The sequence below is a fragment of the Streptomyces sp. NPDC088812 genome (assembly GCF_044750285.1).
In the GTDB taxonomy this organism is placed as follows: Bacteria; Actinomycetota; Actinomycetes; order Streptomycetales; family Streptomycetaceae; genus Streptomyces.
The window spans coordinates 42,120-68,813 of the sequence record NZ_JBIVJP010000031.1; the positions used below are offsets into that span (position 1 = coordinate 42,120).

The 26,694-nt window shown below is 73.0% G+C and carries 23 protein-coding genes; 7 read left to right on the plus strand and 16 right to left on the minus strand.

Annotation, left to right across the window (positions count from 1 at the left end; genetic code table 11):
• Nucleotides 1-67 precede the first annotated feature (67 nt).
• The 4 genes from ACIP67_RS38925 to ACIP67_RS38940 form a co-directional block, all read right to left on the minus strand.
• A complete protein-coding gene (locus ACIP67_RS38925; protein ID WP_401698377.1) occupies nucleotides 68-829 on the minus strand; it encodes a hypothetical protein in 762 nt (253 codons plus the stop codon).
• A complete protein-coding gene (locus ACIP67_RS38930) occupies nucleotides 826-2,478 on the minus strand; it encodes a polyprenyl synthetase family protein (RefSeq protein WP_401698378.1) in 1,653 nt (550 codons plus the stop codon). The genes ACIP67_RS38925 and ACIP67_RS38930 overlap by 4 nt, the downstream gene beginning before the upstream one ends.
• Nucleotides 2,471-3,556 (minus strand): hypothetical protein, encoded by a 1,086-nt coding sequence (locus ACIP67_RS38935; RefSeq protein WP_401698380.1) that lies wholly within the window; start codon nucleotides 3,554-3,556, stop codon nucleotides 2,471-2,473. Before ACIP67_RS38935 ends, ACIP67_RS38930 begins: the two co-directional genes overlap by 8 nt.
• A 430-nt stretch (nucleotides 3,557-3,986) precedes the next feature.
• Nucleotides 3,987-5,756: a serine/threonine protein kinase gene (locus tag ACIP67_RS38940; protein WP_401698382.1), complete on the minus strand. Its 1,770-nt coding sequence runs from the start codon at nucleotides 5,754-5,756 to the stop codon at nucleotides 3,987-3,989.
• 660 nt (nucleotides 5,757-6,416) lie between these two features.
• On the opposite strand from ACIP67_RS38940, the gene ACIP67_RS38945 reads away from it, so the two are divergent.
• Together ACIP67_RS38945 and ACIP67_RS38950 are read left to right on the plus strand one after the other, a co-directional pair.
• A complete protein-coding gene (locus ACIP67_RS38945) occupies nucleotides 6,417-7,031 on the plus strand; it encodes a hypothetical protein (RefSeq protein WP_401698383.1) in 615 nt (204 codons plus the stop codon).
• Between the two features lie 20 nt (nucleotides 7,032-7,051).
• Complete coding sequence (locus ACIP67_RS38950) at nucleotides 7,052-7,909, plus strand: choice-of-anchor K domain-containing protein (protein WP_401698384.1); 858 nt, start codon at nucleotides 7,052-7,054, stop codon at nucleotides 7,907-7,909.
• A gap of 32 nt (nucleotides 7,910-7,941) precedes the next feature.
• Here the strand turns inward: ACIP67_RS38950 and ACIP67_RS38955 are convergent, their stop codons facing one another.
• The 3 genes from ACIP67_RS38955 to ACIP67_RS38965 form a co-directional block, all read right to left on the minus strand.
• Complete coding sequence (locus ACIP67_RS38955) at nucleotides 7,942-8,982, minus strand: alpha/beta hydrolase fold domain-containing protein (protein WP_401698386.1); 1,041 nt, start codon at nucleotides 8,980-8,982, stop codon at nucleotides 7,942-7,944.
• 228 nt (nucleotides 8,983-9,210) lie between these two features.
• Nucleotides 9,211-10,422, minus strand: a complete 1,212-nt coding sequence (locus ACIP67_RS38960; RefSeq protein ID WP_401698387.1) for a globin domain-containing protein — start codon at nucleotides 10,420-10,422, stop codon at nucleotides 9,211-9,213.
• A gap of 167 nt (nucleotides 10,423-10,589) precedes the next feature.
• Entirely contained in the window at nucleotides 10,590-11,993 is a 1,404-nt protein-coding gene (locus ACIP67_RS38965) for an MFS transporter (protein WP_401698388.1), read from the minus strand.
• A gap of 320 nt (nucleotides 11,994-12,313) precedes the next feature.
• Between ACIP67_RS38965 and ACIP67_RS38970 the strand changes: the two genes are divergently transcribed.
• Both ACIP67_RS38970 and ACIP67_RS38975 read left to right on the plus strand, forming a co-directional pair.
• Complete coding sequence (locus ACIP67_RS38970; RefSeq protein ID WP_401698390.1) at nucleotides 12,314-12,919, plus strand: sulfite oxidase-like oxidoreductase; 606 nt, start codon at nucleotides 12,314-12,316, stop codon at nucleotides 12,917-12,919.
• A gap of 7 nt (nucleotides 12,920-12,926) precedes the next feature.
• Nucleotides 12,927-13,697 (plus strand): ferredoxin reductase, encoded by a 771-nt coding sequence (locus ACIP67_RS38975; protein ID WP_401698466.1) that lies wholly within the window; start codon nucleotides 12,927-12,929, stop codon nucleotides 13,695-13,697.
• Nucleotides 13,698-13,854: 157 nt separating this feature from the next.
• On the opposite strand, the gene ACIP67_RS38980 is transcribed toward ACIP67_RS38975, so the two are convergent.
• The 6 genes from ACIP67_RS38980 to ACIP67_RS39005 are packed head-to-tail and all read right to left on the minus strand — an operon-like array spanning nucleotide 13,855 to nucleotide 20,399.
• Entirely contained in the window at nucleotides 13,855-15,171 is a 1,317-nt protein-coding gene (locus ACIP67_RS38980; RefSeq protein ID WP_401698391.1) for an amidohydrolase, read from the minus strand.
• A complete protein-coding gene (locus ACIP67_RS38985; RefSeq protein ID WP_401698393.1) occupies nucleotides 15,168-15,920 on the minus strand; it encodes a nucleoside phosphorylase in 753 nt (250 codons plus the stop codon). Before ACIP67_RS38985 ends, ACIP67_RS38980 begins: the two co-directional genes overlap by 4 nt.
• Nucleotides 15,917-16,783: an ABC transporter permease gene (locus tag ACIP67_RS38990; RefSeq protein WP_401698395.1), complete on the minus strand. Its 867-nt coding sequence runs from the start codon at nucleotides 16,781-16,783 to the stop codon at nucleotides 15,917-15,919. Before ACIP67_RS38990 ends, ACIP67_RS38985 begins: the two co-directional genes overlap by 4 nt.
• Nucleotides 16,783-17,826: an ABC transporter permease gene (locus ACIP67_RS38995; protein ID WP_401698397.1), complete on the minus strand. Its 1,044-nt coding sequence runs from the start codon at nucleotides 17,824-17,826 to the stop codon at nucleotides 16,783-16,785. Before ACIP67_RS38995 ends, ACIP67_RS38990 begins: the two co-directional genes overlap by 1 nt.
• 1 nt (nucleotide 17,827) lies before the next feature.
• Nucleotides 17,828-19,366: an ABC transporter ATP-binding protein gene (locus ACIP67_RS39000; RefSeq protein ID WP_401698399.1), complete on the minus strand. Its 1,539-nt coding sequence runs from the start codon at nucleotides 19,364-19,366 to the stop codon at nucleotides 17,828-17,830.
• Nucleotides 19,347-20,399, minus strand: coding sequence for a BMP family ABC transporter substrate-binding protein (locus ACIP67_RS39005; RefSeq protein WP_401698401.1), 1,053 nt, complete (start codon nucleotides 20,397-20,399; stop codon nucleotides 19,347-19,349). Before ACIP67_RS39005 ends, ACIP67_RS39000 begins: the two co-directional genes overlap by 20 nt.
• A gap of 313 nt (nucleotides 20,400-20,712) precedes the next feature.
• On the opposite strand from ACIP67_RS39005, the gene mtnA reads away from it, so the two are divergent.
• Nucleotides 20,713-21,744 carry an S-methyl-5-thioribose-1-phosphate isomerase gene (gene mtnA / locus ACIP67_RS39010; protein ID WP_401698403.1) on the plus strand — a complete coding sequence of 344 codons (1,032 nt, stop codon included), beginning with the start codon at nucleotides 20,713-20,715 and terminating at the stop codon, nucleotides 21,742-21,744.
• A gap of 320 nt (nucleotides 21,745-22,064) precedes the next feature.
• Here the strand turns inward: mtnA and mtnB are convergent, their stop codons facing one another.
• From mtnB to ACIP67_RS39025, 3 genes are read right to left on the minus strand one after another with little or no spacing between them, the layout of a single operon-like run.
• A complete protein-coding gene (gene mtnB / locus ACIP67_RS39015; RefSeq protein WP_401698404.1) occupies nucleotides 22,065-22,673 on the minus strand; it encodes a methylthioribulose 1-phosphate dehydratase in 609 nt (202 codons plus the stop codon).
• Nucleotides 22,670-23,395, minus strand: coding sequence for an acireductone synthase (gene mtnC, locus ACIP67_RS39020; RefSeq protein WP_401698406.1), 726 nt, complete (start codon nucleotides 23,393-23,395; stop codon nucleotides 22,670-22,672). Before mtnC ends, mtnB begins: the two co-directional genes overlap by 4 nt.
• Entirely contained in the window at nucleotides 23,392-23,991 is a 600-nt protein-coding gene (locus ACIP67_RS39025; RefSeq protein WP_401698408.1) for a 1,2-dihydroxy-3-keto-5-methylthiopentene dioxygenase, read from the minus strand. The genes mtnC and ACIP67_RS39025 overlap by 4 nt, the downstream gene beginning before the upstream one ends.
• 579 nt (nucleotides 23,992-24,570) lie before the next feature.
• Between ACIP67_RS39025 and ACIP67_RS39030 the strand changes: the two genes are divergently transcribed.
• Nucleotides 24,571-25,272, plus strand: a complete 702-nt coding sequence (locus tag ACIP67_RS39030) for a TetR/AcrR family transcriptional regulator (RefSeq protein WP_401698409.1) — start codon at nucleotides 24,571-24,573, stop codon at nucleotides 25,270-25,272.
• A 180-nt stretch (nucleotides 25,273-25,452) separates the two neighbouring features.
• Nucleotides 25,453-26,442: an NAD(P)-dependent alcohol dehydrogenase gene (locus tag ACIP67_RS39035; protein WP_401698410.1), complete on the plus strand. Its 990-nt coding sequence runs from the start codon at nucleotides 25,453-25,455 to the stop codon at nucleotides 26,440-26,442.
• Nucleotides 26,443-26,694 lie beyond the last annotated feature (252 nt).

The window sequence follows — 26,694 nt, forward strand, 5'->3', positions numbered from 1 at the left end:
CCCTTCTGGGGTGGGGGTGTCCGCGTGGGCGGATCCGCCGGGTGGCGGGCTTGTGGGGTGTGCTCGTTCATGGGCCGTCCGGGCTGTCCGGATCGTCGACGGACGCCATGAACGGGTCGGGAGGCGCCGTGGCCGTGGGCGCGTGGTCGGCCAGGAGCGGACCGAGGACCACCAGGGCGCCGAGGACGATGTCCTCGTAGAGGTAGAACCCCGCTTCCAGAGGCGGCAGTTCGTCGTCGGTGGCCTCGGCGCCGGAGTCCGTGCCGGAGTCTGTTCCGGAGTCTGTTCCGGAATCCGCGGCGGTGACGTGTGCGGCGTCGTGGGTCTCGTCCGGGGGAGCGGGAGGGCCGAGGAGGTCCGTGAGGTCCTGAGCGGCGCCCCGGAAGGCGGCACGGGCGGTGGTGGCCAGCAGGCGCAGGGGCAGGTCGAGGGCGGCGGCGGTGCGCTGGCCGGGGACCGGTGTCGCCGCGGTCGGTGCCTCCGCGGTGGCTGCGAGCCACTGCACGGGCAGGGAGCAGGCGGAGACGATCCGCTCGGTGGACATCAGCGGCGGTGGGTCGCCGTCGACCATGAGGTCCTCCCACTCCATGAGGTCGAAGAGGAACTGGCCTCCCTTGTGGAGGGGCCAGGGCCGGACCGTGTCGAGCAGCACGCGGGCGCGTTCGGGGGCGCGCCGGCGCAGGGCCACGCCGTGCCGGGCCAGGGTGCACAGGCCGCGGCGCAACCGGCTGTTGGTCTGGCCGAGGAAGGCGAGGGCCCGGTGGTCGGTAGGGGTCAGCGGGCCGGCGTCGGCGGGGCCGGACGGCGGCGGGGGTGCGGTGGTGGTCACAGGGGCCTCGAGGTGACGTAGTGGGCGATCTGCCGCAGGACGGCTTTGCCTTCGTTCTCGGGGATGACGCGCAGGTCTTCCTCGAAGCGCGTGATGCCTTCGGCGGCGAGCCGGTCGGCGAGGTCGATGGCGTATTCGATGGAGCCGTGCCGCCGCATCGCGGCGAGGAGCTCCTCGGCGTGCTGCTGGGTCTTGTCGGTGCGGCGCCGGCGCAGGATGTCGAAGAGCCGGGGCCGCTCGTGGGCGTACGCGGTGCGCAGGAGGTGGATCAGCATGACCGTGCGCTTGCCTTCGAGCAGGTCTCCGAGAGGCTCCTTGCCGTAGAGGGCTTCCTCGCCGACGAGGTTGAGGATGTCGTCCTGGATCTGGAAGGCGATGCCGATCAGGCGGAACGCCTCGTCGAAGCGGCCCAGTACGGCCGGGTCGGTGATGCCGGCGCAGACGGCTCCGATGCGGCACGGGCTGATGCAGGTGTACCAGCCGGTCTTCTTCGTGCTCATGGTGAAGTAGGCGTCATCGGCCTCGGGCACCACGTCGTGGCGGATCCATCCCAGTTCCATGGCCTGGCCCTCGACGGACTCGCGGCACATGTGGACCGCTTCGTGGATGAGGCCCAGGGTGCGGGCCAGACCGAGCGTTTCGAGGTTGGACAGGACGGCGTCGACGGCGAGCAGGTTCAGGCCGTCGCCGACGTTGACGGCCAGACCCAGCCCGTGCTCCTCGTGCATGGTCGGCAGGCCGCGCCGGTGGGTGGACTCGTCGGCGATGTCGTCGTGGACGAGGAAGCCGTTGTGGAACAACTCCAGTGCGGCGGCGGCGCGTACGGCGTCGTCGGGGCGTCCGCCGAAGGCGGCGCAGGCCGCGATGGTCAGGGTGGGCCGCAGGCCCTTGCCCTGCCGGGCAGGGTAGGAGCGCATGAGGTCGTACAGCTCGGCGCGCGGCTCGCGGTCCGGCAGCAGCCGGTCGATCTCCTCGTTGGTGCGGGCCCGGCACCGGCGCATGGTTTCCAGCAGGTCCGCGTCCCGGACGGTGTCCGGCAGCGACCAGTCGGTGCCGGCCCGTCCGTCCCACAGCAGACGCGGGGCCCCGACGGTGGTGTCGCCGATCAGCGCGGGCGGTGCGGGCGCGTCCTGGGGGGAGCGCCGGGCGAGGAAGTCCAGCGCCGTCCAGTCGACCGGATCGGCGGCCGGTTCCCGAGCGGCGGGTGCGGCACCGCCCCACAATCGGGGGGCCTGTTCGCGGTAGGCGCCCCAGAGTTCCTGCATGCTGCGCAGCCCCGCCGCACGCTGGGACAGCAGCGTGAAGGCCCGCCACACGGCGAGGGTCTCCTCCTGGGCGCCGCGGATGTCGAGGCTGCCGGGCAGGACCTGGTCGACGGGTGGCTGCTGGAGGTCGAACAGCAGGTCCATCGCCCGGTTGTCGAAGACGACCTCGACGTCCGGATCCGGGCAGCGGTCCTGGCGCACGACGATACGGCTGTGCCGCGCCGTGAGCGTGGCGTGGCTGCCGTCGTTGAAGTGCAGGCCGAGCCGGATGCCGCGCAACTGGTCGGCGGCGGCGGCGAGGACGGCCGGCGCCCGGTCGGACAGGACGGTGACGGTCTCGTCCAGCAGCCGGGCACCGGTGAACGCGGGCAGGGTCTCAGTCACGGGCGCCACCGGCGAACTCCACGATGCCCTCGGTGCTGAAGCCGATACGGCGTCCGCCGACTCGCCCTTCCACCGTGCACGGGCCGAGGGTCTCGTGCACGCTGAACGGGTGCAGGCTCGTCTCGGAGGGGTTGGCGATCCGGCCGGCCGTGTGCGAGCGGAAGTCGAGGACGAGACGGTCCTCGCCGAGCCGGGCGGTGATCAGCAGCCGGCCGGGCACCGGGGCCATCGGCGGGATGCCCAGCACGTCCGCCAGCGGCGGCACCATCACCACCCGGTCGCGGTCCAGCGTGCCGCTGACCGCGACCCGCAGATTGCGGCGCGGAAAGTGACGGACCATCCGCCCCTCGTGCCACAGCATCACCGATCCGTTGGCCGCGTCCGCCGGACGCGCCGGCTGGAGCAGGGTGAAGACCACCGCCGAGGGCGGGGCGGCACCGGCGGGGCCGGACGGGTCGTTGACGAATCCGAACACCCAGCCCCCGAGCGTGGGCCAGGACCACCGGCCGCGTACCCGTTCGTGGTAGCCCAGCAGATCCGTCGCCGTGACCGTGCCGTCGCCGTGGCGCAGGGTTCCCACGCCCAGCACGCCGGGCTCCGACTGCCAGCGCAGGTGCTCGTCCTCGCCGAAGGGGGCGCACTGCGAGGTGCACGGCCTGCTGGTCCGGGTCAGCCGCACATCGGCCGCCGGTGCCCCCGAGCGGGCCGCCACCGCGAACACGCGGGCTTCGCCGTGCGGATGCGGTAACCGGAACGCCGACCAGGGGAGTGCGGGCTGGTCGGCGTTGAACTGCGTCGAACTCCAGCCGTGTCCCTCCTCGTGGACGAGGAGGATCGCCATGTGCTGTCCCTCGCCCGCCGTGCCGGTGCCGCTGCGCCGCCCGGCGACCGGAGCACCCGGATCCGCGAAGACCGCGCCGGAGGAGGACCCCAGAACGGACAGGTTGGCGATCAGGGCCTGGCGACCGCACCGGGACAAGAACGCGTAGTGCAGCCATTTGCGGTCGAGCGGATGGGTGAGCGGGGCATGGGGGAAGGGGCCCGGGGGCCCGAGCCTCGAGAGGGTCGGCGTGGACACATTTCGAAAACTAACCCACCGTCCCTCATCTGTCACAGCAAGTGACGTTCGGGCGGGTGACCCGGGAGCAGAGAAACGATTACTTCTGCACTGGTGGTTTGAAAGCGCAAGGAGCCGTCGGAGGCGGGCGGTCCGCCACCTACGGCACACGAACGGCTCAGGGGCCGGGCGCGTCCTTCCCGGGCCGTCCGGCTCTCGGTCGCGGCGCCCCGCCGACGCCGGTGGACGGGACCGTAAGGCCTGCGACCGTGCGGCACGGGAGGGCGCCGACGCGCTGGGGGCGTCCCTCCGGTGCCTCCTGCACCGCCGGTACCTCCCGGACCTCCCGGACCTCCCGGACCTCCCGGACCTCCCGGACCTCCCGGACCTCCCGCGCGGCGCGGCCGGGCATGGCCGGGCATGGCCGGGTGTGGCGTGGGGGAGTGGCGCCCTAATCCTCGTCGTCCCCGAGGACGCTTGCTCTCAGCCGTACTTCCGGCCGGCCCGCGATCACCGCTCGTCCGTCGGTGTACCGGCCCGGCTCGGCATCCGTTGCGGCCCGCACGCCGAGGGTGTACACCAGGGCGGCCGCCGAACGGCCGGGCGTGTTCAGACGGGGCTCGTCCACCACGGACAGCGACCTGCCACCCTCCCGCACCGCCGCCGTCGGCTCCGCGGCGGCAGCCACGGACCCGTCGGCGTAGTAGTACGCGCACGTCACCCGGCCGTCGAAGGAGAGACCCGTCGGAGCGGTGAAGCGGTGCTCCACCCGCCCGGGATCCCAGACATCGGCGGACGAGACCCGCACGTGGATCAACTCACTGCCTCCGCGCGGCAGTTCCACCCCGACTTCCTGGCGAACCAGCAGTCGCGCGGCCGTCGCCGCGGCGGCGTCCCGGCCGGCGTCCTGAGCACCTCCGGCTCCGCCGTCCGGTTCGCGATCCCTGACCGGGGGCGGATCTGCATCCGTCGCTTCCGGCTTCCCGTCCGCTTCCGGTTTCCCGTCCGCTTCCGGATCGAGGGCCGGTTCCGGATCGGTGATCTGATCCGGATCCGTATCCGTCGGTTCCGGGCCGGTGGCCCCTTCCGGATCAGTGACCGGTTCCGGATCAGTGACCGGTTCCTGATCGGTGGCCGGTTCCGGATCAGTGACCGGTTCGGGATCGGTGGCCTCGGGCAGAGCGCCGGTCAGGGGCAGGGCCGCGATCCGGTGGTGGAAGTTGTCCACCACCAGCAGCCGCCCGGCCGGGTCCACGGCCAGACCGCACGGATAGGCCAGCGCGCGGCCGACGGCGGTCTCCGCCGTCCCGTCGGCAGCCTGCTCACCAGCCGACAGGGCCGGTCCCGCGACGACGCGGGCGGCTCCGCCGGACAGCCGCCACACGCGGTGCCCGGTCATGTCGGCGACGTAGACGGCCCCCTGCACGTCGACCGCCACGGCACACGGCGCACCCCAGTCGACCGCCGCGCCGCCGTTCCCGTGCGGCGGCCCCGCCGGCACCCGCAGTGTCCCGTCCGCGCCCAGCAGCAGCACCCGGCGACCCACCGGGTCGGCGATGTACAGGTGCCCCGACGCATCGGCCGCGAGACCCGCGGGCAGGAACGCCTCGCCCGCGTCCGCCGCACCACCACGCCCGGATGCGTCGACGACCGTGCCGATGACACCGTCCGCGCCGACCCTGCGCACCCGGGGAGTACCCGCTTCGCCGATGTACAGGGTCCCCGCGCCGTCCACGGCCAGGGCGCAGGGGGCGTCCAGCCGGGCGCGGACGGCGGGGCCGCCGTCGCCGTCGCCGCCGCGGCACCCGTCTCCCGCCACCGTGGTGATGACGCCCGAGGAGTCGATCCGGCGGACCCGGTGGTTCATCTCGTCGGCGATGAGCACGCCCCCGTCCGCGTCGACCGCGAGGGCGGCCGGGAAGCCCAGACGGGCCCGCACCGCCTCCGCGCCGTCCCCGGCGAAGCCCCGCAGCCCGTCCCCGGCGACCGTGGTGAGCACACCGGAGCCGTCGACCCGGCGGACCCGGTGGTTGGCGTGATCGGCAATGAAGACACCCGCCTGTCCCACGGCCACATCGGCGGGAAAGGCCAGTTGAGCCTCCGGCGCCGGCCCTCCGTCCCCGCGGAATCCGGCGGTGCCGCTCCCGGCCACGGTGACCAGCGGGTCCTGCCCGTCCGGGGGAACGGACGCCCGCTCGGGGGCCGGGGCCTTCGCCGTCACGCCGTCACCGCCCGGCGCCGCCACAGCGGCCCCTGCGCGGCCCCTGTCACCTTCCACACCCTCGTCACCCTCGTCACCCGCATGTCCGTCGTCTCCTGTGTCCGATCCGTCTCCGGCATCCCCTGCATACCGGCCGGGCCGCACCCGCAGGAGCAGCGCACCGACCGCTCCACCCGCACGAGGGAAGAGCACCCCGGGACGGGCTGCGGCCCGGGTTCCGGCGGAGGCGCACCGCCGCGGGACGCCGACGGCTGCGGCGGACGCGGACTGCCGCGCTCGGCATCCGTGCGCCCCCGCGTGCCTCCGCTCCACCCGAACCAGCGACGCAGAATCGATCCCGCGCCACCGAACGGGGGAACGACGGCATACCGCCCGCGCGCACCGGCTAACCATGGACCCAGAGGTACGGCCCTGTGCATACCGTTCGTCGTCCGAGCGACGCACTGCCCGGAGCCGAGGCGGCACTCGGCGTTCCGCCCCCTTTCACTCCGCCCCACGGCATCCCGCGCTCCGTGCACGACGCGGCACGGCGGCGCCAGGTCCGGCCCGCCACAGGCAGGCCGGACACCCCTGCCCGCCACCCGTGGGCAGGGGGGTGACCGCGCCCAAGGCTCCCTCTCCACCGCACGCTCTCGATCACAGCCCCAGGAGGACCCGGAGATGACCACCGACGTGCAGTCCGCGAAGAAGCAGGCCTACAAACGGGGAGAGGACCAGGGACGCGCCGACGCGCTCGCCGGACGCCCGTACGCCGACCCCCCGCGCGACGGCACGCGCGGCGAGAAGGACCAGTACGCCAACGGCTACGACTGGGGCTACGAACAGGGCCGTGCGCAGAAGCTGGACCTCGTGGTGTGGCAGGAGGGCGGGGTCGAGGACGCCCCCGGCGGCCTCGGCGCCACCATCAACATCTGTGTCCGCACCCCGAACTGGAGCGAGACCGTCGACGCGGGGGAACGCGAGCACGTCTTCACGGCCCCCACCGGATTCCGCTGGAACGGCACGGTGGGCGCCCAGTACAAGCGCATCAACCAGACGACCGGCGGCAGCCTCCCGCCCGTCCAGGCCAAGGTCGGCGACGACGGGCGCACGCTGACCTTCACCTACCACGTCCACCTGAACACGACCGATCAGGACAAGGACTGCATCGTGTACACCTGCGGCCTGGAGGCCGTCGACGGCGCGGCCCTGGGCCGCCACACCGACGGCGTCGCTCAGGTCGGCACCGCGCCACCGGCCAAACTCAAGGCCGAGGTCATCGAGGACGAGGACTGAGAGAGCAGGAGCCAGACACCATGACCACCGTCGTCACCTCAGGCGTCTTTCCGGCCACCACCCCGGCCATCTCCCCGGTCGACGGGCTCGGCACCCCTGACGTCAGGTGGGGCAGCAGCGGCTCCCAGAGCGGGTACCAGTTCCGCGGTGCGGCCGCGGACGTGCAGCTCGACGGCACCGAGTTCGTCGTCGGTACCTTCGTGCACCGCAATCTGCCCACCAACGTCAGCCCGTCCCAGTTCGACGTCCAGCTCAGGGTCAACGTCATGTTCGAGGACGGCAGCACGACCGACCTCGACTTCAGCTTCCACCACAACGAGACACCCAACACCACCAACAGCAGTCCCGCGGACGACGACCTGGTCGACCTGGAGACCTTCGTCCACCCCCAGCCCGTCACGATCGACGGCAAGCAGTACCGAGCGGTCCTGAGCGGGTTCAAGCGCAACGGCCAGATCGTTCGGCAGTTCCGCAGCCCCGAGGGCGGAATCAACTTCGCCGAGGTCGTCTGCATGTTCACGCTCGACGAGCCCGACGTGATCATCTCCGGCCTGCGTTACCTGGGCACCGGCGCGGGCCAGCCCGACGAGTACGTCGAGATCTTCAACAAGGGCGCCGCACCCCAGGACCTGACCGACTGGATCGTGGAGTCCAAGCCCACCGGGCACACCTACGCCTTCCCGCCGGGCACGCTCATCCAGCCCGGCCAGCGCTACCGGGTCTACACCAACCAGAACCACCAGGAATCCGGCGGATTCTCCTTCGGCTCCGCCCAGGAGGTCTGGCGTGACCAGGGCGGCATCGCCCGCCTGGTACACGACGGCTTCGTCGTCGACCAACACCCCTACCTGGACAAGGGCTTCAACACCGGCCCCTGAACACCCCGGCCGGGGCGGGGTGTTCAGGCGGTTCACCTTCCTGGTCGTCGTGAGCACCTCCCCTGGCGCGGACCTCTCCGGGCCAGGGCGAGGCTGTCACCGACGTCCCGGGACGACGCGCCGTAGGCCCGGGTGTCCAGCAGTGCTTCGGCGAGGTGGTCCACCGACAGGCGGACGACGGCGTCCACGTCGGCGCATCCGGTGAAGATGTGTCCGGCGCCGTCCACGGGCACCAGCCGGGCCGGTACCCCGGACGCGGTGAGCGCGGCGGCGAGCGCCTCGCTCTGCGCGTAGGGCACGAGCCAGTCGGCGGTGCCGTGCACGAGCAGGAACGGCGGGGCGTCCGCGGTGACGTGCGTGATCGGACTGGCGTCGGCCCGGCCCCGGTCGTCGAGCCCGCGGACGATCTGGTCCTCGGGCGGGGTGCGCAGTTCCTCCGGCAGCTTGGCGAGGACCTCCGGCGGCGGCTGCATCCGCGGCATGGTGGACAGGTCGGCGACGCCGTACCAGTCGAGGACGGCGTCGACGGCGCTCGACGGGCCGACGACGCCGTGCGAGCCCTCCAGGTCGGAACGGTGGGCGGTCAGACCGACGAGGGCGGCGAGGTGGCCGCCCGCGGACTCACCCGCGACCGCGACGCGCGAGGTGCCGATCCCCAGCTCGTCGGCGTACGCGCGCAGATACCGGACGGCCGCCTTCGCGTCGTGCAACTGGGCCGGGAAGGGCGCCTCCAGCGCGTGCCGGTAGTCGATCGTGGCGACGGCGAGGCCGGCAGCGAGCAGTTCGTCGAAGATCTGGCCGGGGCGCAGCGTCTCCGGCAGGATGCGCCGATCGCCGAACATCCAGCCCCCGCCGTGGATCCACACGACGAGCGGCGGCCGTTCGGCGCCGGCCGGCACCCAGAGGTCCAGTTGCAGAGGCCGGTAGCCGAACGCGACCGCGTACGTCACCCCGGCGTAGTGCCGGCTGCCGTCCGGGCTCACCACGGGATCGACCGGTGGCAGGAAACGAGCCGGGCCGGCCCATTCGTCGTCGCGGGTCTCGTCGTTGTCGAGGCGCTGGGTCGTGGTCATCGGGGTGACGGCTCCGTCCGGTCTCGTCGGTGGGGCGTGGGCATCGCCGGGTGCGCCCGGTGGCGTGTACGTGCGCACGCGAAGTGATGATGAACCGAATGGCTTGTGGTTACTAGGTTTTTGGCGCGTTACGTGCGCCACATTCCCGGTGTCCGCCCGGCCCGGAGCCGGCCCGGGGTCGGCCCGGCCAGGAGACGTCCCAAGGTCAGTCCCTGAGGCGTCCTGAGGTCAGTCCGTGTCCGCCTGCCACAGGTCGGGGCCGAACACCTCGTACTGGATGTCCTGCGGGGCCACGCCCCGCTCGATCAGGCGGCTGCGGACGGCCTGCATGAACGGCAGCGGTCCGCACAGGTAGTAGAGGGCGTCCCCGGCCAGGTCGACGGCCGACGGCTCCAGGAGCCCCTCGAAGACCCCGTCCACCGGCTCGAGGCTGTGCGCGCCCTGCTCGTACCACAGGAACATCCGCGCGTTCCGCAAGGCCAGGACGTCGTTGACCACCTGCCGCCGCAGCGGGAAGGAGGCCTCGTCGAGATCGGCGTGCAGCACGGTGATCGACAGCCCGGCCTCGGCCGCGACCAGGTGGGACAGCATGCCCGCCATGGGAGAGATGCCGATGCCGGCGCTCGCGAACACCACCGGCCGCCCCGAGTCGTCGAGCACCACGTCGCCGTAGGGCAGTGACAGCGTCAGCGTGTCACCCACGCCCACGGAGTCGTGCAGCAGCGTCGACATCTCGCCGTCGGGATCCCCGCCCGCGCCCCGCACCCGCTTCACCGAGAACTGGCGGTGCTCCCCGTCGTCGGCACGCGTCAGGCTGTACTGGCGGGGCTGGAGCTTGCCGTCGGGCATGCGCATGCGCACCGTGACGTACTGGCCCGGCAGCGAGGTCTTCACCAGGCGGTCGTCGATCCGCTTGACCACGAAGGTGACCACTTCGTCGGTCTCCTGGATCCTCCGCACCACCTGCCAGTCCCGCCACACCGTCTCCGGCCGGACCCCTCGGGCGCTGTAGAGGCCGCGCTCCTGGTTGATCAGGGCGTTGGCCATCAGCCAGTACACCTCGTCCCAGGCCGCGGCGACCTCCGGGGTGACGGCGTCCTGGAGCACGTCGCCGACCGCCCACATCAGGTGGTCGTGGACCACCTGGTACTGGTCCGGGCGGATGCCGAGCGAGGCGTGCTTGTGCGCGATCCGCCGCAGCAGCTGCTCCGGCACCCGCTCCGGCGTCTCCACCAAGGTCGTCGCGAACGCGGCCACCGAGCCCGCCAGCGCCTGCTGCTGCTGGCCGTGCACCTGGTTGCCGCGGTTGAAGACGCCGTCCAGGAGCTCGGGATGCTCGGCGAAAAGCCTGCGGTAGAAGCGCTGGGCGATCTCGCCGATGTGGTCGGCCACCACGGGCAGGGTCGCGATGACGACGGGACGTGACGTGTCCGAGAGCATGCTTCCTCCCTACGGGGACTCCCCCCGGCCCGTTCCCGGTACCCGTCACGACCTCGCCCGACACGGAACGCCGGCCGCTACGAGAAGACCGCCACCTCCGGTGAGGCGGCGGTCTTGGCTCACGTCGTTCCTGCGTCGGGCGAGATCCGTCCGAACGCGGATCCCGGCTAGCGGCGGGCCGTGGCGAGGGCGTCGTCGCCGTCGGAGGCGGCCTCGCCGTCGTCCAGGGAGACGTCCTTGGTCTCCTTGCCGAGGAGGAGGGCGATCAGCGTCAGCACGGCCATCGAGGACAGGTAGACGCCGACCGGCCACGGCGAGCCGTCGCCGGTCTCCCACAGCGCGACCGCGATGAAGGGGGCGACGGCCGCACCGAGGATGGAGCTGACGTTGTACGAGATGCCGGATCCCGTGTAGCGCACGCTCGTCGGGAAGAGCTCGGGCAGGAGTGCGCCCATCGGCCCGAACGTCATGCCCATCAGGGTGAAGCCCAGCACGAGCCACAGCACCACGCCGAGCGTGCCCAGACCGATGAGGGGCACCCAGACCAGTCCGAAGACCACGATCGCGGCAGTGATCCAGATCAGGGTGGTGCGCCGTCCGTACTTGTCGGCGAGCGGGCCGGAGACGAGGGTGAAGACGGCGAAGAACAGCACCCCGAAGATCATCATCATGACGAACGTGGTGTAGCTGTAGCCCAGACCGGGCACGGCGGCGTCCTTCGCGGTGCGTCCGTAGCTCAGCGAGAACGTCGTCATCAGGTAGAAGAGGACGTACGTCGCCAGCATGAAGAAGGTGCCGAGGATCAGCTGCTTCCAGTGGCTGCGGACCACGGTGGCCAGCGGCAGCTTGCGCACCTTCCCGGCCTCGCGGGTCTTGGCGAAGACGGTCGACTCCACCAGCCGTGAGCGCACCCACAGCCCGATCGCCACCATGACGGCGGAGAACAGGAACGGGATGCGCCAGCCCCAGCTGAGGAAGGCGTCGGAGGGCTGCGTGGGGTCGGCACCCGCCCCGGACGGCAGCAGCGCTCCGATGACGAGGAACAGGCCGTTGCCGATGATGAAGCCGAGCGGGGCGCCCAGCTGCGGGAAGGTGCCGTACAGGGCGCGCTTGCCGCGGGGGGCGTTCTCCGTCGCGACCAGTGCCGCACCGCTCCACTCACCGCCGAGCGCGAAGCCCTGCGCGAGCCGCATCAGCACCAGCAGCGCGGTGGCGACCCAGCCGATCTGGGCGTACGTGGGCACGACACCGATGAGAAACGTGGCGATGCCCATGGTCAGCAGCGAGACCACCAGCGTCTTCTTGCGGCCGAGCCGGTCGCCGAGGTGTCCGAAGAACACGGCGCCGATCGGGCGGGCGACCATCGCGGCGCCGAAGACCGCGAACGACGACAGCAGCGCCGTGGTCGGGTCACCGCCGGGGAAGAAGAGTGAGGGGAAGACCAGTACTGCGGCGGTCGCGTAGATGTAGAAGTCGTAGAACTCAATGGTCGTGCCAATTAGACTGGCCATGAGCACGCGGGAACGCGGGTTGACGGGTGTCGGTGCTGAGCCGGTGGCTGGTGCGGGCATAGCTCGGGTCTTTCGCGCGAGGTGCAGATCGGGTGCCGAGGGCCCGGACCCGCGCACGCCTCCCCTCGCCGAAAGGCCGCGCGCACTGGGCGGACAGCATGAACGATCTCAGGCATCTTATGTTTCGGAAACCTCATATCGCGATGTGAGACGCCGGGAGGGTGCTCGGCCGCTCCGCGGGCCACCGCCTCCGGGCGTGCGGCCGGTGGACGCGCGGCCACGCGGTCCGGGGGCGAGGGCGGCACACGGGTGCCATCCGGGTGCGGTTAGATGGGGGAGGAAAACGAGCAGACGCCGCTACGGAGGCAGGCACCACCCGCATGAACATCACCCGAGGCTTCACCGGGCGCCCGCGCGTGTCCGACCCCGGGCTGCCGCCCGGCCAGTACGACGCGGGCGACGACTGGCCCGTCCTGTCCGCCGAGGTCACGCCCGACCTGGGGGCCGCCGACTGGACCTTCCGCATCGACGGACTGGTCGCCGAGCCCCGCACCTGGACCTGGGACCAGGCGCACGCGCTGCCCGCGTCGGCGTACGAGGGCGACATCCACTGCGTGACCAGCTGGTCGAAGTTCGGCGTGCGGTTCGGGGGCGTGTCCCTGGACACCTTCCTCGACGCGGTGCGCCCCCTGCCCTCCGCCACCCACGTCGTCGCCTACGCGCACACCGGCTACACCACCAACCTCCCGCTCGCGGACGTGACCGGCGGGCGTGCCTGGATCGCCTGGGAGTACGACGGCCGGCCGCTCCCGCCGGAGCACGGGGGACCGGCCCGGCTGCTGGTGCCGCACCTGTACTTCTGGAAGAGCGCCAAGTGGATCGCGGGCCTCAGGATCCTCGACCACGACGAGCCGGGCTTCTGGGAGCAGAACGGCTACCACGCCCGCGGCAACCCCTGGGAGGAGCAGAGGTACTCCGGTGACTGAGCCGATCCTGGCCGAGGCCCTGGCCGAGGCATCCTTCGTGCCGTCCACGCGCTTCGCCGTGCCCGGGCGGATCGCCGTGAGCAACCGGGCGGCGGCCCTGTGGCAGACCGCCACGCTCACCGGCATCCGCCGCGAGACGCCCGCGGCGGCCACGTTCCGCTTCGCCGTGCCCGCCTGGGCGGGGCACCTGCCCGGCCAGCACCTGATGCTGCGGCTGACCGCCCCGGACGGTTACACGGCCCAGCGGCACTATTCGATCGCGTCCGCGCCCGACGAGCCGGGGCACATCGAGCTGACCCTGGACCACGTCGAGGGCGGCGAGGTGTCCGGGTGGTTCCACACCGAGGCCCGGGTCGGCGACCGGGTGCAGGTGCGCGGGCCGCTGAGCGGCTTCTTCGCCTGGCCGGGGGACCGGCCCGCGCTGCTGGTCGGCGCGGGCTCCGGAGTCGTACCGCTGATGTCGATGGTGCGGCACCACCGCGCCCGGGGGCTCGGCGTGCCGCTGCGGCTGCTGGTGTCCGCGCGGAGCCCCGAGGAGCTGATCTACGCGCGGGAGTACGGTGCGGAGACGACACCGGTGTTCACCCGCAGCGCGCCGGACGGCGTACCGGTGGGACGGCTGACGGCCGCGCACCTGGCGCCGCTCATGGCCGAGCCGCCCGTCGGCGGGTGGGAGGCGTACGTGTGCGGCTCCAACGCCTTCGCCGAGCACGCCTCACGGCTGCTGGTGGCGGCGGGCCAGCCGGTGGACCGCATCCGCATCGAACGGTTCGGCTGAGGCCCGGGGGCCCGGGGCCTTGGGGTCCCGGGGCCCGGAAAGTGCGGGGCTGCGGGGTCCGGAAAGTGCGGGGCTGCGGGGTCCGGGGCCTGGAAAACGCTCAGGCCCGGAGGCCACGGGGGCACCAGCGGTGCCCCCGTGGCCTCCGGGCCCGCCGTCAGTCCTGCGCGACGCCCCGCGCGACGCGCCGTGCGACGTCCGCCAGCGCCGCCGCCTCGTCGATCGTGGTCAGCGCACGGTCGCGCATCAGGACGCGTCCGTCGACCACCGTGTCCCGTACGTCCGCCGCGTGCGCCGCGTAGGCGACCGTCGACCAGGGGTCGTGCGGCGGCTGGAGGTGCGGCGCGCGCAGGTCGAGCACGATCAGGTCGGCCCGCTTGCCGGCCTCCAGCGAGCCCAGGTGCCCGCCGAGTCCGAGGGCCCGCGCGCCCCCGACGGTCGCCATGCGGACGGCCTCCTCGGCGCCGACCGCCGTGGGGTCACCGCCCGCCTTGTGCACCAGCGCCGCCTGCCGCACCGCGCCGAGGACGTCCAGCGTGTTGGAGCTGACGGCTCCGTCCGTGCCGAGGCCCACGGTCACGCCCGCGCCCAGCAGCTGCGGCACCGGCGCGATGCCGCAGCCCAGCTTCAGGTTCGAGACCGGGCAGTGGGCCACCGACGTGCCGGTGCGGGCCAGCGCCGCGATCTCCGGGCCGGTCAGGTCCACGGTGTGCGCGAGCAGTACGTCGGGACCGAGCAGCCCGAGTGAGTCCAGCAGCTCGACGGGCCGCTTGCCGTACCGCTCCTCGACGGTGGCGACCTCGGCGGCGTTCTCGGCCGCGTGGGTGTGGATCAGCGCGCCGAACTCCCGGGCCAGCGAGAACACCTCGGTGAGCTGCCACGGGGTGAGGGTGTAGGCGGAGTGCGCGAAGAGCACCGGGCGGCGGCCGGGACCGGCCGGTCCCCGCGCCTGAAGGTCCCGCCGCGCCCACGCGAGCCGCTCCCCGTACGCGATGCCGTCGGCCGGGTCCGGGACGTCCATGAAGGTGGGGCCGGTGTGCAGCCGCCAGCCGGTCTCGCGGGCCACCGTCTCGGCCGCCTCGTGGAACCAGTACATGTCGAGCGCCGAGGTCACCCCCGCGCGGACGCTCTCCGCGACGGCCAGCCGGACCGCCGCCGCCACGCTGTCCGGCGCCAGCAGTGCCGACTCCCAGGTCAGCACCCGCTCCAGGAAGCCCTGGAGGGTGACGTCGTCGGCGCGGCCGCGCAGCAGCGTCATCGCGAGGTGGGTGTGCGCGTTGATCAGGCCGGGCAGCACGAGGCAGCCCGTCGCGTCGATCTCCTCGTCCGCCGGGTAGCGGACCGCGAGGTCCCGTGCCGGGCCGACGGCGAGGATCTCGCCCCCGTGGACGGCGACCGCCCCGTCGTGGACGACGGTCCCGGCGTCGTCCACGGTCAGCACGTCACCGCCGCGGACCAGCAGGTCGATGCTCACGCCCGCTCCTCCTCCGCCAGCAGCCGCAGCGCCTCCAGCGAGACGAGGGCGCCCCGCTCCACACCGGCGGCGACGACGTCCCGGTGCGGGTTGTAACCGCCGGTGGCCTGCTCGTCGACGAGTTCGTCGGCGTTCGCCCCGTCGATGACCAGCACACCGCCCGCGACCAGGCCGCGCAGCGAGGCCGTCACCAGCAGCGCCGACAGCTCCATCTCGATCGCGGCGAGCCCGGCGCCGTCGTAGGAGAACAGCGGGAGCAGGCCCGGCTGGAACGCGGCCCGCGTCCACACCAGGCCCCGGTGGTGCGGGGCGCCGATCGCGCGGGCCGCCCGCTGCAGCGCGAACACCGCCTCCGGCGCGGACACGGCCGGGTACTCCGGCGGCAGCAGCTGGTGGGTCACCCCGTCGTCGCGCACGGCCGCCTCCGCGATGACGAGGTCGCCGTCCGCGACCCCCGGCCGCATCGCGCCCGCCGTGCCGAACCGCAGCACCGTGCGCACGCCCGCGTCCGCCAGTTCCTGGAACAGCAGGATCGCCCCCGGAGCGCCGACCCCGTGCGAGGCCACCGTGACCGGCAGCCCCTTCCAGGCGCCGCGGAACGCCCGGTACTCGCGGTGGTACGACACCTCCTCGGCGCCGTCGAGCAGCGCGGCGACCGTCGCGGCCCGCGCCGGGTCGCCGACGACCAGCGCACGCTCCGGGAGGCCGGTGCGGGGGATGCGGGTGACGGGCAGCAGGTCCTGCGTCATGAGACGGCTCCGGTGGTGCGGGTACGGCGACGGCGGCGGGCCGTCGTGAGGAAGAGGGCGCCGAGCGTGACCACGTACGGCGCGGCGTCGGTGGCCTGCTGCGGCAGGCCGAGGCCCTGGAGGCGGAAGCCGGCCGCCTCGGCGAGGCCGAACAGCAGCGCGGCGAGCAGCACGCCGAGCGGGGCGGCCCGCCCGAGCATGACCGCGACGACCGCGATCCAGCCGCGGCCGGCCGTCATGTTCTCGGAGAAGAGGGTGACGTTGCCGAGCGCGAGCTGGGCGCCGGCCAGGCCGCACAGCACGCCGGAGGCGAGGATCGCCGCGTACCGGTACTTCGCCGGGCTCACGCCCAGCGTGGCCGCCGCGTCGGGGGCCTCACCGACCCCGCGCAGCCGCAGCCCCCACACGTGCCGCGACAGCAGCAGCGCGGCGACGCCGACGGCGAGCCACGACAGGTAGGCGAGCGGGGTGAAGCCGCCGATCAGCGGCAGACCGGCGAGGGAGGGGTCGTCGAAGGTGCCCTGCACGCCGAAGACCGTGCGCAGCAGGAAGCTGGTCAGGCCCACGGCCAGCAGGTTCAGGGCGACGCCCAGCACCACCGCGTCTCCCCGCAGGGTGACCGCCCCGACGGCCAGGATCAGCGAGTACGCGGCCGCCGCCAGCGCCGCCGCGAGCACCCCCAGCCAGGGGCTGCCGGTGAACCAGCTGGTGGCCACGGCCGTGAAGCAGCCGAGCAGCATCATGCCCTCGAGGCCGATGTTGAACACGCCCGCGCGTTCGCACAGGGCGCCGCCCAGCGCGGCCAGCAGGATCGGGGTCAGCGCGCGCAGCGCCGACATCAGCAGGTCGGAGTCGAAGAACATCACACGGTCTCCTTCTGCCGCTGCCGCAGCAGGCGGCGCGGGAAGCGCAGCCGGGCCGCGAGGAACACGATCACTATGGCCTGGAGGACCTGTGTCAGCTCGCGCGGCACCTCGGTGGTGCGCTCCATCGCCAGTCCGCCGACCTGGAGGACGGCGAAGAAGAAGGAGGCGATCACCGTGCCGATCGGGGCGGCCCCGGCCAGCAGGGCGGCCGTCAGACCGGTCCAGGTGTAGCCGGGCGCGGTCAGCGAGCCGTCGACGAAGCGGTAGGGGAAGCTCAGCACCCCGATGGCGCCGACCAGTCCGCACAGCGCGCCCGAGACGGACATCAGCTTCAGCGTCAGGCCGCGCCGTTCGACGCCCGCGTACGCGGAGAAGCGCGCGTTGAGGCCGGTCATGCGGATCTCGTAGCCGAACGCGGTGCGCCGGTCGGTGAACCAGTACGCGGCCGCCGCCAGGACGACGAGGAGCAGACCCACCGTCACCGTCGAGTCGCCGAAGGCGGGCAGGGCCACCCCGTCGGGCAGCGCGCGGGTCTGCGGCAGGCTGGAACCGGGCTCCTTGAGCGGATAGCGGGCCAGGTAGGAGGCCAGCGAGACCGCCGGGTAGCTCAGCAACAGGCTGCTGACCAGCAGCGGGACACCGAACTGGTTCTCGCACAGGGCGGCCAGCACGGCGTACGCGGCGCCGGCCGCCATCCCGGCGAGGAGCGCGGCGGCCACGGTGAGCGGGGCGGGAAGCGGAGAGTAGAGGCCGGTGACGGCGGCGGCGATGCCGCCGAGCACCATCTGCCCGTCGCCGCCGAGGTTGATCAACCCGGCCCGCAGCGGGACGGCGAGCGCCAGCGCCAGGCCGAGCACGCTCGTCCCCGTGGTGAGCGTCGAGCCGATGCCGTCGCCGCCGAGCGAACCGGTCAGGACCTCGCCGTACGCGGTGACCGGGTTCGCGCCCGTGCCGAGCAGGAACAGCGCCCCGATGACGAGTCCGGCGAGCACGGAGAAGGTGAGGGGGGAGCGCAGGGCTCCGGTGATGCGGTTGGTCATGTCAGTCGACGGCCTCCGCCGGGGCGGGGTCGGTGAGGGCGCCGCCGGCCATGGCCAGCCCCAGCGTCCGCTCGTCCGCCTCTTGCTTGGTGTACGACGCCGTGACGCGGCCCTCGTACATGACCAGCACCCGGTCCGCGAGCCCCCGGATCTCGCTCAGCTCGGCCGAGACGAGGAGGACGGCGTGACCGGCGTCGCGGTAGGCGATCAGCTGGTCGTGGATGTTCTGGATGGCGCCGATGTCGACACCGCGCGTGGGCTGCTCGACGAGCAGCAGCGGTGCCTCATGGGCGAGTTCGCGGCCGATCAGCAGCTTCTGCAGGTTGCCGCCGGACAGCGCGGAGGCGGGCACCTCGGGGGTGGACGCCTTGACGCCGAAGCGCTCGACCAGGCGCCGCGCGTGGGCCCGGACCGCCGCGGGCGGCAGCATGCCGCGGGTGGACAGCGACGTGCGGTGGTGGCCCATCGCCAGGTTGTCCGCGACCGACGCGGCGGGCGCGGTACCGACGGCGTGCCGGTCCTCGGGCACGTACGCCAGGCCCCGGGTGCGCCGTTCGGCCGCCGAGGCGTGGGTGACGTCCTGCCCGGCGAGTGCGACCCGCCCGGCGGTGACGGGCCTGAGGCCGGCGAGGGCCTCGACCAGTTCGCTCTGCCCGTTGCCGGCGACGCCCGCGATGCCGACGATCTCCCCGGCGCGGACGGTCAGGTCGACCGCGTGCACGGCGTCCGTGCCGAGCCCGGCCACGTCGAGGACCACCTCACCGGGCGTGCCCGGCGCGTGGATCCGGTCGAGCTCGACCGCGCGGCCGGTCATCGCGGCCGCGATCTCGTCGGCGGACGTCTCGGCGGTGATCAGCCGGGCGACGACCCGGCCGTCGCGCAGCACGGTCACCCGGTCACTGCCCTCGAGGACCTCGCGCAGCTTGTGGGTGACGAGGATCACCGAACGGCCCTGCGCGGCCAGCGACTTCAGCACCGCGAACAGGGCGTCCGCCTCGGCCGGGGTGAGCACGGCGGTCGGCTCGTCGAGGATGAGCGTGCGCGCGCCGCGGTGCAGCAGCTTGAGGATCTCCACACGCTGGCGCAGACCCACCGGCAGGTCCCCGACGCGGGCTTCGGGATCGACGGCGAGCCCGTGCTCCTCGGCCAGTTCGCGCACCCGGCGGCGGGCCGCGGCCCGGTCCACCAGGCCGAAGCGGCGCGGCTCGGCGGCGAAGACGACGTTCTCGGCGACCGTCAGCGAGTCGAACAGCTTGAAGCTCTGGTGGACCATGCCGAGCCCGGCGGCCATCGCGGCGCCGGGGCTGGCGAAGACCGCCTCGCGCCCCTCGACCCGGATCGTGCCGGCGTCCGGGCGCTCCATGCCGTACAGGACCGACATCAGCGTGGACTTGCCGGCGCCGTTCTCGCCCATCAGGGCGTGGATCTCGCCGCGGCGGACCGTCAGGTCGACGGCGTCGTTGGCGAGCGTGCCGGGGAACCGCTTGGTGATTCCCCGGAGCTCGACCGCCGTCCCGTCGTCAGCTCGCTGCCGGGTCATCGACCTTCAGCTCTCCGGACACGATCTGGTCGCGCAGCGCCTTCACCTTCGTCAGCACGTCCTTGTGGTCGGCGATCACGCACTGGGAGGAGTCGACGCCGTCCTCCAGGCCGGTCAGGCTGATGCCGCCCTCCTTCAGGCCGTAGGAGACCGTCGTGCCGGTCGTGCCGTCCAGCACCGTCTCGATGCCGTCCTGCACGGCGACGTCGGTGCGCTTGATGACGTTGTCGACGACCGTGCCGGGCGCGGCGGTGCACTGGTTGACATCGACGCCGTACGCGAAGGCGCCCTTGGCCTTGGCGGCCTCGAAGACGCCGTAGTTGCCGGCCGCGGCGGCCGCCATGATGTGGTCGTAGCCCTTGGACAGCAGGGTGTTGGCCTGCTCCTTGGCGCGAGCGGAGTCGTCGAAGGGCGACTGGCCGCCGACGAAGCGCGTGGAGGACTCCGTCTTGGCGGCGACCTTCTTGGCGCCGGCCGCGAACGGGTCGCTGTACCGGCGGAACTGGGGCGTGTCGAGCACGTCCACCGCGCCGACCTTGCCGCTCTTGCTGAGCAGGCCCGCCTCGGCGCCGGCCAGGTAGACGCCCTCGTGCTCGCGGAAGACCGCGCAGCTGACGTTCTTGAAGGTCTTGGTGGTGCAGGCGTCGATGATCAGGAACTGCTGCTCGGGGTTCTTCTCGGCCTGCTGCGCCACGATGTCGGCGAACTCGAAGCCGACCAGCACGATGACGTCCGGCGCGGCGTCCACCGCGGCCTGGACGTTCTGCTGCTGGGAGGCGGTGTCCGAGGACTGGTACACCTTCTGCGTGCCGTCGTGCTTCTTCGCCGCGGCCTCGACACCGTCGACGGCGAGCTTGAGGAACTCGTTCTGCCCGACGGGGTCGGGGGTGACGAGGGTGAAGGACGTACCGCTGCTCCCGGCGGAGGCGGACGCGTCGTCCTTCTTCGCCGCCGCGTTGCAGGCGGTGGCGAGGAGCACGGTGCCGGCGGCGAGCGCGGTCAGTTGCAGGGAGCGGCGGTGTCTGCGGTGCATCGGGAGCCTTCCGGGTACGGCAAGGGGCGCTGCGCGAGGCGCGCGCGGGCTGGGGGTGGGGAAGCCGGGCGGGCCGGTGAGGGAATGAGTGGAGCCGGCGTCAGCGGCGACAGCCGTCGCCCGCACAGCGGCCGAAGTCCAGGAAGCGGCGCCTGGTGAGCAGCACACGTCCTCCTTCGTCGTCTCGGCCCGCGAGATGCGGGGGCTGGACTGTAACACTCGTTTCCGGACATCTGCTCGATCGTCTCGAACTGTGGTTCGTCCAGGTCATGTACGGTGTCGGACACCATCGGAAGATCAGGAGTGCCCCGTAATGTCCCAGGAACTGCGTGCCGTCGAGTGGACCGGATCGGGCCTGGCGCTGATCGACCAGACCCTGCTCCCGCATCGCGCCGAGACGGTGGACGTCCGTGACACGGACACCCTGGTGGACGCGATCCGGCGGCTCGTGGTGCGCGGCGCCCCCGCGATCGGCGCGGCCGGCGCCTACGGGGTCGCCCTCGCGATGCTCCAGGGCGAGCGCGAGGGATGGACCGGGGACCGGGTGCGCGCGGAGGTGGCCCGCATCCGTGAGGCGCGCCCGACCGCGGTCAACCTGATGGTGTGCGTGGACCGGGTGATGACCCGCTTCGAGGAGGGCCTGGAGGCGGTCCTTCAGGAGGCGGCCGCCGTCCAGCGCGAAGACGTCGACGCCAACCGCGCGATGGGCGCCCACGGAGCCGACTGGTTGCTGAAGAAGGCCGGCGAGGACCGGCCGCTGCGCATCCTGACCCACTGCAACACCGGCGCGCTGGCCACGGCCGGCTGGGGCACGGCGCTCGGCGTGATCCGCGAACTGCACGCGCGCGCACGGCTGGAGGTCGTCTACGCCGACGAGACGCGCCCCCTGCTCCAGGGGTCCCGCCTCACCGCCTGGGAGCTGGTCCAGGAGGGCATCCCGCACCGCGTCCAGGCCGACGGCGCCGCGGCCGGGACCATCCTGCGCGGGCTGGTCGACGCGGCGATCGTCGGCGCCGACCGCATCGCGGCCAACGGCGACACGGCGAACAAGGTGGGCACCGTGGGAGTGGCGCTCGCCTGCGCCGACGCGGGCATCCCCTTCCTGGTGGCGGCGCCGACCACCACGGTCGACCTGTCCACCCCGACCGGCGACGCCATCCCCATCGAACTGCGGGGCGAGGACGAGGTGCTGGAGTGGGGCGGAGTACGCACCGCGCCGGCCGGGTCGCGCGGCCACAACCCGGCGTTCGACGTCACTCCGGGGCGCCTGGTGACCGGACTGGTCACCGAGCGGGGCGTGCTGGAGGTGTCGGCGGGTGAACTGCCGGGGGACCGGCTGCGGTAGAGGGCGCGCGTGAGCCTCCGGCCGGCGCGGGTGAGCCGCCGGTCGGCTGCGGGCGGGCTCAGGTCGACGGTGGGCGAGCCGCCGGTCGGCTGCGGGCGGGCTCAGGTCGACGGTGGGCGAGCCGCCGGTCGGCTGCGGGCGGGCTCAGGTCGACGGCGGGCGAGCCGTAAGTCGGCTGCGGGCGGGCTCAGGCCGATGGCACGCGAGCCGCAAGGCGGCTGCGCGAGGCCTCGGGCCGACGGCGGGCGAGCCCCAGGCCGACGGTATGTGGGCGAGGGCACCGGCGGTCGGCCGGTGCCCTCGCCCACGTGTGCCGGGGGTCAGCGGCGGGTGAGTTCCAGTTCCAGCAGCCACTCCACGACCTCGGTGTGGTGGCGGGCCTGACGCGGGTCGTCGCCCCACACGTACAGCCCGTGCCCGGCGACGACCACCGCCGGCATCCGGGGCTCACGGGCCGCCTCCAGGCGGTCGCCGAGGACCTTCATGTCCTGGCTGTTGGCGATGACCGGCAGGGTGACCTCCACGTCGTGCGCGGGCTGGCCGACGCCCTTGAGCATCTCCAGGTCCTTGAAGACGATCCCGCCGGGGTGGCGGTGCCCCAGGGCCACCGACGCCACCGTGTGGACGTGCACGACGGCGTTCGCGCCGGTCAGCGCGGCCACCCGCGCGTGCAGTTCGGCCTCCGCGGACGGCTTGCCGCCCTGCACGGCCGCGCCCTGTCCGTCCACCAGCACCACGTCCGCGGGCGTCAGCTCGCCCTTGTCGTGACCGCTCGCGGTGACCGCCAGGCGCAGCGGGTCGCGGGAGAGCACCACCGACAGGTTGCCGGAGGTGCCCCGCATCCAGCCGAAGGAGGCGAACCGGGCGGACTCGGCGGCCAGGACGGCCCCCGCCTCCTCCAGATCGCGTGCGGTGATGTCGGCGGTCATGCGGTGCTCCCAGAGGTGTTGACGCTGATCTCGTCGAACGTCCCCGCCTGCGCGTGGTCGCCGACGCCCTGCTCGTAGTACGGCTCTCCGGGCCGCCGGACGCCGACGGTGTGCCAGCCCGCGGCGCGGGCCGCGTCCAGTTCGCCGGGACGGTCGGAGAGGAACAGGAGCCGGCCGGGCGCCAGGCCCGCCGACTCCGCGATGCGGCGGTAGGACTCCGGCTCCTGCTTGGGGCCGGCGTTCTCCGTGTCGTACAGGCCGGCCACCAGCGGCAGCAGATCGCCCTCGGGTGTCGAGGAGAACCACGCGCGCTGGGCCGCGACCGACCCGGAGGAGTAGACGTACAGCCGCAGGCCCGCCGCGCGCCAGGCGCGCAGGGCCGGTACGACGTCGTCGTAGAAGTGCGAGACGAGGTCGCCGCGCGCGAAGCCCTCCGACCAGATGATGCCCTGGAGGGTCTTCAGCGGGGTCGCCTTGCGGTCCTCGTCGAGCCAGGTGCCCAGCGTCTTCTCGACGGCCGCCGCGTCGGCGGTGTGCTCGCCGGTCAGTTCGCGCACCTGCGCCACCGCCCGCGCCACCTCGGGCTCGTCGGCGCGCCGCGTCAGCAGCTCACCGAACCGCGCCCGCGAGTACGGGTAGAGCACGTCCACCACGAAGCCGGTGGCGCTCGTGGTGCCCTCGATGTCGAGCACCACGGCGTCCACGTCGAAGCGCAGGCTCACGCGGCGGCCCTGTCCTCGGCATAGCCCGCGGCGATGGTGTCGTAGTCCGGGAAGCGGGAGGCGATGGGGGAGCCGGTGAAGTTGCCGATCCAGCCGTCCTCCTCGTGGAAGAAGCGGATCGCGGTGAACGCCGGCTCGGTGCCCATGTCGAACCAGTGCGTGGTGCCGCGCGGCACGCCCAGCAGGTCGCCCTTCTCGCAGAAGACCGCGTGCACCTCGCCGTTCACGTGCAGGTAGAAGATGCCGGAGCCGGAGACGAAGAAGCGGACCTCGTCATCGTCGTCGTGCGTGTGCTCCTGGAGGAACTTCTCCCGGGCGGCCTTCGCCTTCACCGGGTACTCCGGGTCGTCGCTGGGGTGCAGGCCGAGGACGTCGACGGTGGTGAAGCCCTCCTCGGCGTTGAGGCGCTCGATCTCCGGGCCGTAAGCGGCGAAGACGGTGTCGCTGTCGGCGTCGGCGGGGACGTCCTCACGGATCGGCCACTGCTCGTAGCGCACACCGATCGGCGCCAGGGCCGCCGCGATCTCGGCGGGGTCGGAGGTACGGCGGACCAGGGTCTCCGGGCCCGACTCGGACCAGGTCGTCAGCAGGGTCATGGGGAACTCCACAGGGCTGGTAGGGAAGTCCGGATACCGGGACGGGCACCGGACAGGCACGGTGGGGAGGGGCGCGGTGCCGCGCTGGGGCGGACGGTCCGGGAGGAGGGGGGACCGGAGGGGCCGTCAGCCGCGACGCACCGCGCCGGTACAGCACCACATGCGGAGCATGCGCATCGCTGTCGCGCCTGGTGTCGTCATCACGTGCCTCACTGTCCCGGATCGGATACCGGTCCGGTGATGATACGCCCGCGGTGCCGCTGACCGGCCACGATCTGGTTTTCGTCTCAACTGCTGAGAGTGCGTGTCCTGGGCACGCGGTTCGCCTCCCGCGGGCTCGGAGCCGGTGGCGCGGCCTACCGCCGGCGCGGCCTACCACGGCGCAGGGCGGTCGTCCCGTCGGTCCTCGACCGGTCGACGTTGCCCGAGCCCCTGCGGGAACCGGTGGAGCCGCGGGGCGGCCTGGTCGGTGCACGGGTGTGCCTGACCGGTGACGAGACCAGACCATAAGGTGGGCGGACGCTGTACACACGTCGAGTGAAGTGCAGTCGGCTCCGGGTCCTGCCCGTAGGAGAGGGGATGGCCGACATGACCACGCAGGCCCACACCGCCGCACGGCGTCGCGCACCCCTGAGCAGGGAGCGGATCCTGGGCGCCGCCGTCGCGCTGGCCGACGAGGGCGGGGTCGACGCGCTCAGCATGCGCAGGATCGCGCACGCGCTCGGTGTCGTGCCCATGGCGCTGTACAAGCACGTGACCGACAAGAACGAGCTGCTGGACGGCATGATCGACGTACTCGTGGGCGAGATCGATCCGCCGGACGCCGGCATCGGCTGGAAGACGGCCGTGCGCCGGCGGGTGCTGTCGGCCCGGCGCATGCTGCTGCGCCACCCGTGGGCGCCCGGCGTCATCGAGTCGAGGATGAAGGCGCGGGCCGTCCCGACCCCGGCGGTGATGGAGTACCTGGACTCGATGATCGGGACCTTTCGGTCCGGAGGGTTCTCGGTCGGCCTGGTCCATCACGCGATGCACGTCATGGGAAGCCGTCTGCTGGGCTTCTCCCAGGAGCTCTTCCAGGACGCCCCCGACCGCGAACCGGATCCGGACGCGATGCCGCCCCAGGAGATGGCCGCACGCTACCCCCACCTCGCCGAACTCGCCATGGCGGTCGCCCATGACCCGGACTCCGTCGTCGGCTCGGGCTGCGACGACCAGTTCGAGTTCGAGTTCGCTCTGGACCTGACGCTGGACGGCCTCGAGCGGCTCCGTGGCACGCCCTGACCCGGCGGCGAACGTCCCGCGGCGAACGGCCCCTCGGCGAACGGCCCCCGTGGCACCCGCCCGAACGGTCCGCCGCGAACTCGTCCCGCTGCACGCCTTGACGGGTGTACGGCGTACACCTACCGTCCGCGACAAGAGGTGTACGCCGTACACCCCCGTATGAGGTGATGGGGGAGCCCGATGAAGGCGATCGTCCAGGAGCGGTTCGGCCCGCCCGGCATTCTGCGACTCGCGGACACCGACCGGCCCGAGGCGGGGGCCGGCCAGGTGCTGGTCCGGGTGCGCGCCGCCGCCCTCAACCCGTACGACTGGCACATGATGCGCGGCGACCCCTACGTGGCACGACTGTCGGGAGGCGTCGGGCTGACCCGGCCGAAGTCCCGCGTGGCCGGGATCGACGCGGCCGGAGAGATCGAGGCGGTCGGCGCCGGCGTGCACGGACCGAGGCCCGGCGACGAGGTGCTGGGCTTCTGCCCGGGCTCGTTCGCCGAGTACGCGCGCACCAGCGCGGATTGGCTGGTGGCCAAGCCTGCGGGACTGACCTTCGAACAGGCGGCAGCCGTGCCGATGGGGGCGGTCACCGCCCTGCGCGGCATCCGGACCGTGGGACGGGCGCGGGCCGGGCAGCGGGTGCTGGTCAACGGGGCCGGCGGCGGCGTGGGCACGTTCGCCGTGCAGATCGCCGCGGCCCTCGGCGCGGAGGTCACCGGGGTGTGCAGCGCCGGCAACGCCGATCTGGTGCGTTCGCTGGGCGCCGCGCACGTCGTCGACTACGCCTTGGAGGACTTCACCGACGGGCGCGTGCGCTACGACCTGATCCTGGACAACGTGGGCAACCGCCCGCTGAGCCGGCTGCGCCGGGCGCTCACCCCGGCGGGGACCCTGGTGGCCAACGGCGGCGGCTCGCCGGGCCGGGTGTTCGGGGCGCTGGGCTCGATGCTGCGGCTGGCGGCGGCCGACACGCTCGTGCGGCAGCGGCTCCGCCCGATCCTCCCGGCGGCCCCTGCCGGGCCGACCCACCAGGACCTGCTCGCCGTCACCACGCTCATCGAGGCCGGCCGGCTCACCCCGGTGGTCGACCGGACCTACCGTCTGGCCGACGCGGCCGAGGGCGTGCGCCACGTGGAGCGGGGCCACGCCCGCGGGAAGGCCGTGATCGTCGTGCCGTGAGCACGCCGCGCACCGACGGCCGGGACACCGGCCGGACGGCACCGGGCCCGCCCAGGGGTCAGCCGCACCCGGCAGGGGGTGACTCCCCGGGAGCGTATTTTCCCAGATCTCGTCCGTGGGCCGGCCGAACTGCGCGCAGAGTGTCGCCTGCGGATCGGTGAACACCGCGGTGTTCCACAGACGGACGCCGCCGCCGGTGCCGCCGCCGGCGAGAATGCGGCCGTCCGGGCTGAATTCCACGGAGGACCCTGG

Bases quoted from the DNA above. Each gene is read 5' to 3' on its own strand.
- ACIP67_RS38970 (WP_401698390.1), top strand. From the start codon at position 12,314: ATGAACATCACCCGAGGCTTCACCGGGCGCCCGCGCGTGTCCGACCCC.
- ACIP67_RS39025 (WP_401698408.1), bottom strand. From the start codon at position 23,991: ATGACCCTGCTGACGACCTGGTCCGAGTCGGGCCCGGAGACCCTGGTC.
- ACIP67_RS38965 (WP_401698388.1), bottom strand. From the start codon at position 11,993: ATGCCCGCACCAGCCACCGGCTCAGCACCGACACCCGTCAACCCGCGT.
- mtnA (WP_401698403.1), top strand. From the start codon at position 20,713: ATGTCCCAGGAACTGCGTGCCGTCGAGTGGACCGGATCGGGCCTGGCG.
- ACIP67_RS38960 (WP_401698387.1), bottom strand. From the start codon at position 10,422: ATGCTCTCGGACACGTCACGTCCCGTCGTCATCGCGACCCTGCCCGTG.
- ACIP67_RS38950 (WP_401698384.1), top strand. From the start codon at position 7,052: ATGACCACCGTCGTCACCTCAGGCGTCTTTCCGGCCACCACCCCGGCC.
- ACIP67_RS38985 (WP_401698393.1), bottom strand. From the start codon at position 15,920: ATGACGCAGGACCTGCTGCCCGTCACCCGCATCCCCCGCACCGGCCTC.
- ACIP67_RS38945 (WP_401698383.1), top strand. From the start codon at position 6,417: ATGACCACCGACGTGCAGTCCGCGAAGAAGCAGGCCTACAAACGGGGA.
- ACIP67_RS39000 (WP_401698399.1), bottom strand. From the start codon at position 19,366: ATGACCCGGCAGCGAGCTGACGACGGGACGGCGGTCGAGCTCCGGGGA.
- ACIP67_RS38955 (WP_401698386.1), bottom strand. From the start codon at position 8,982: ATGACCACGACCCAGCGCCTCGACAACGACGAGACCCGCGACGACGAA.
- ACIP67_RS39035 (WP_401698410.1), top strand. From the start codon at position 25,453: ATGAAGGCGATCGTCCAGGAGCGGTTCGGCCCGCCCGGCATTCTGCGA.
- ACIP67_RS38990 (WP_401698395.1), bottom strand. From the start codon at position 16,783: ATGTTCTTCGACTCCGACCTGCTGATGTCGGCGCTGCGCGCGCTGACC.
- ACIP67_RS38995 (WP_401698397.1), bottom strand. From the start codon at position 17,826: ATGACCAACCGCATCACCGGAGCCCTGCGCTCCCCCCTCACCTTCTCC.
- ACIP67_RS39030 (WP_401698409.1), top strand. From the start codon at position 24,571: ATGGCCGACATGACCACGCAGGCCCACACCGCCGCACGGCGTCGCGCA.
- mtnB (WP_401698404.1), bottom strand. From the start codon at position 22,673: ATGACCGCCGACATCACCGCACGCGATCTGGAGGAGGCGGGGGCCGTC.
- ACIP67_RS39005 (WP_401698401.1), bottom strand. From the start codon at position 20,399: ATGCACCGCAGACACCGCCGCTCCCTGCAACTGACCGCGCTCGCCGCC.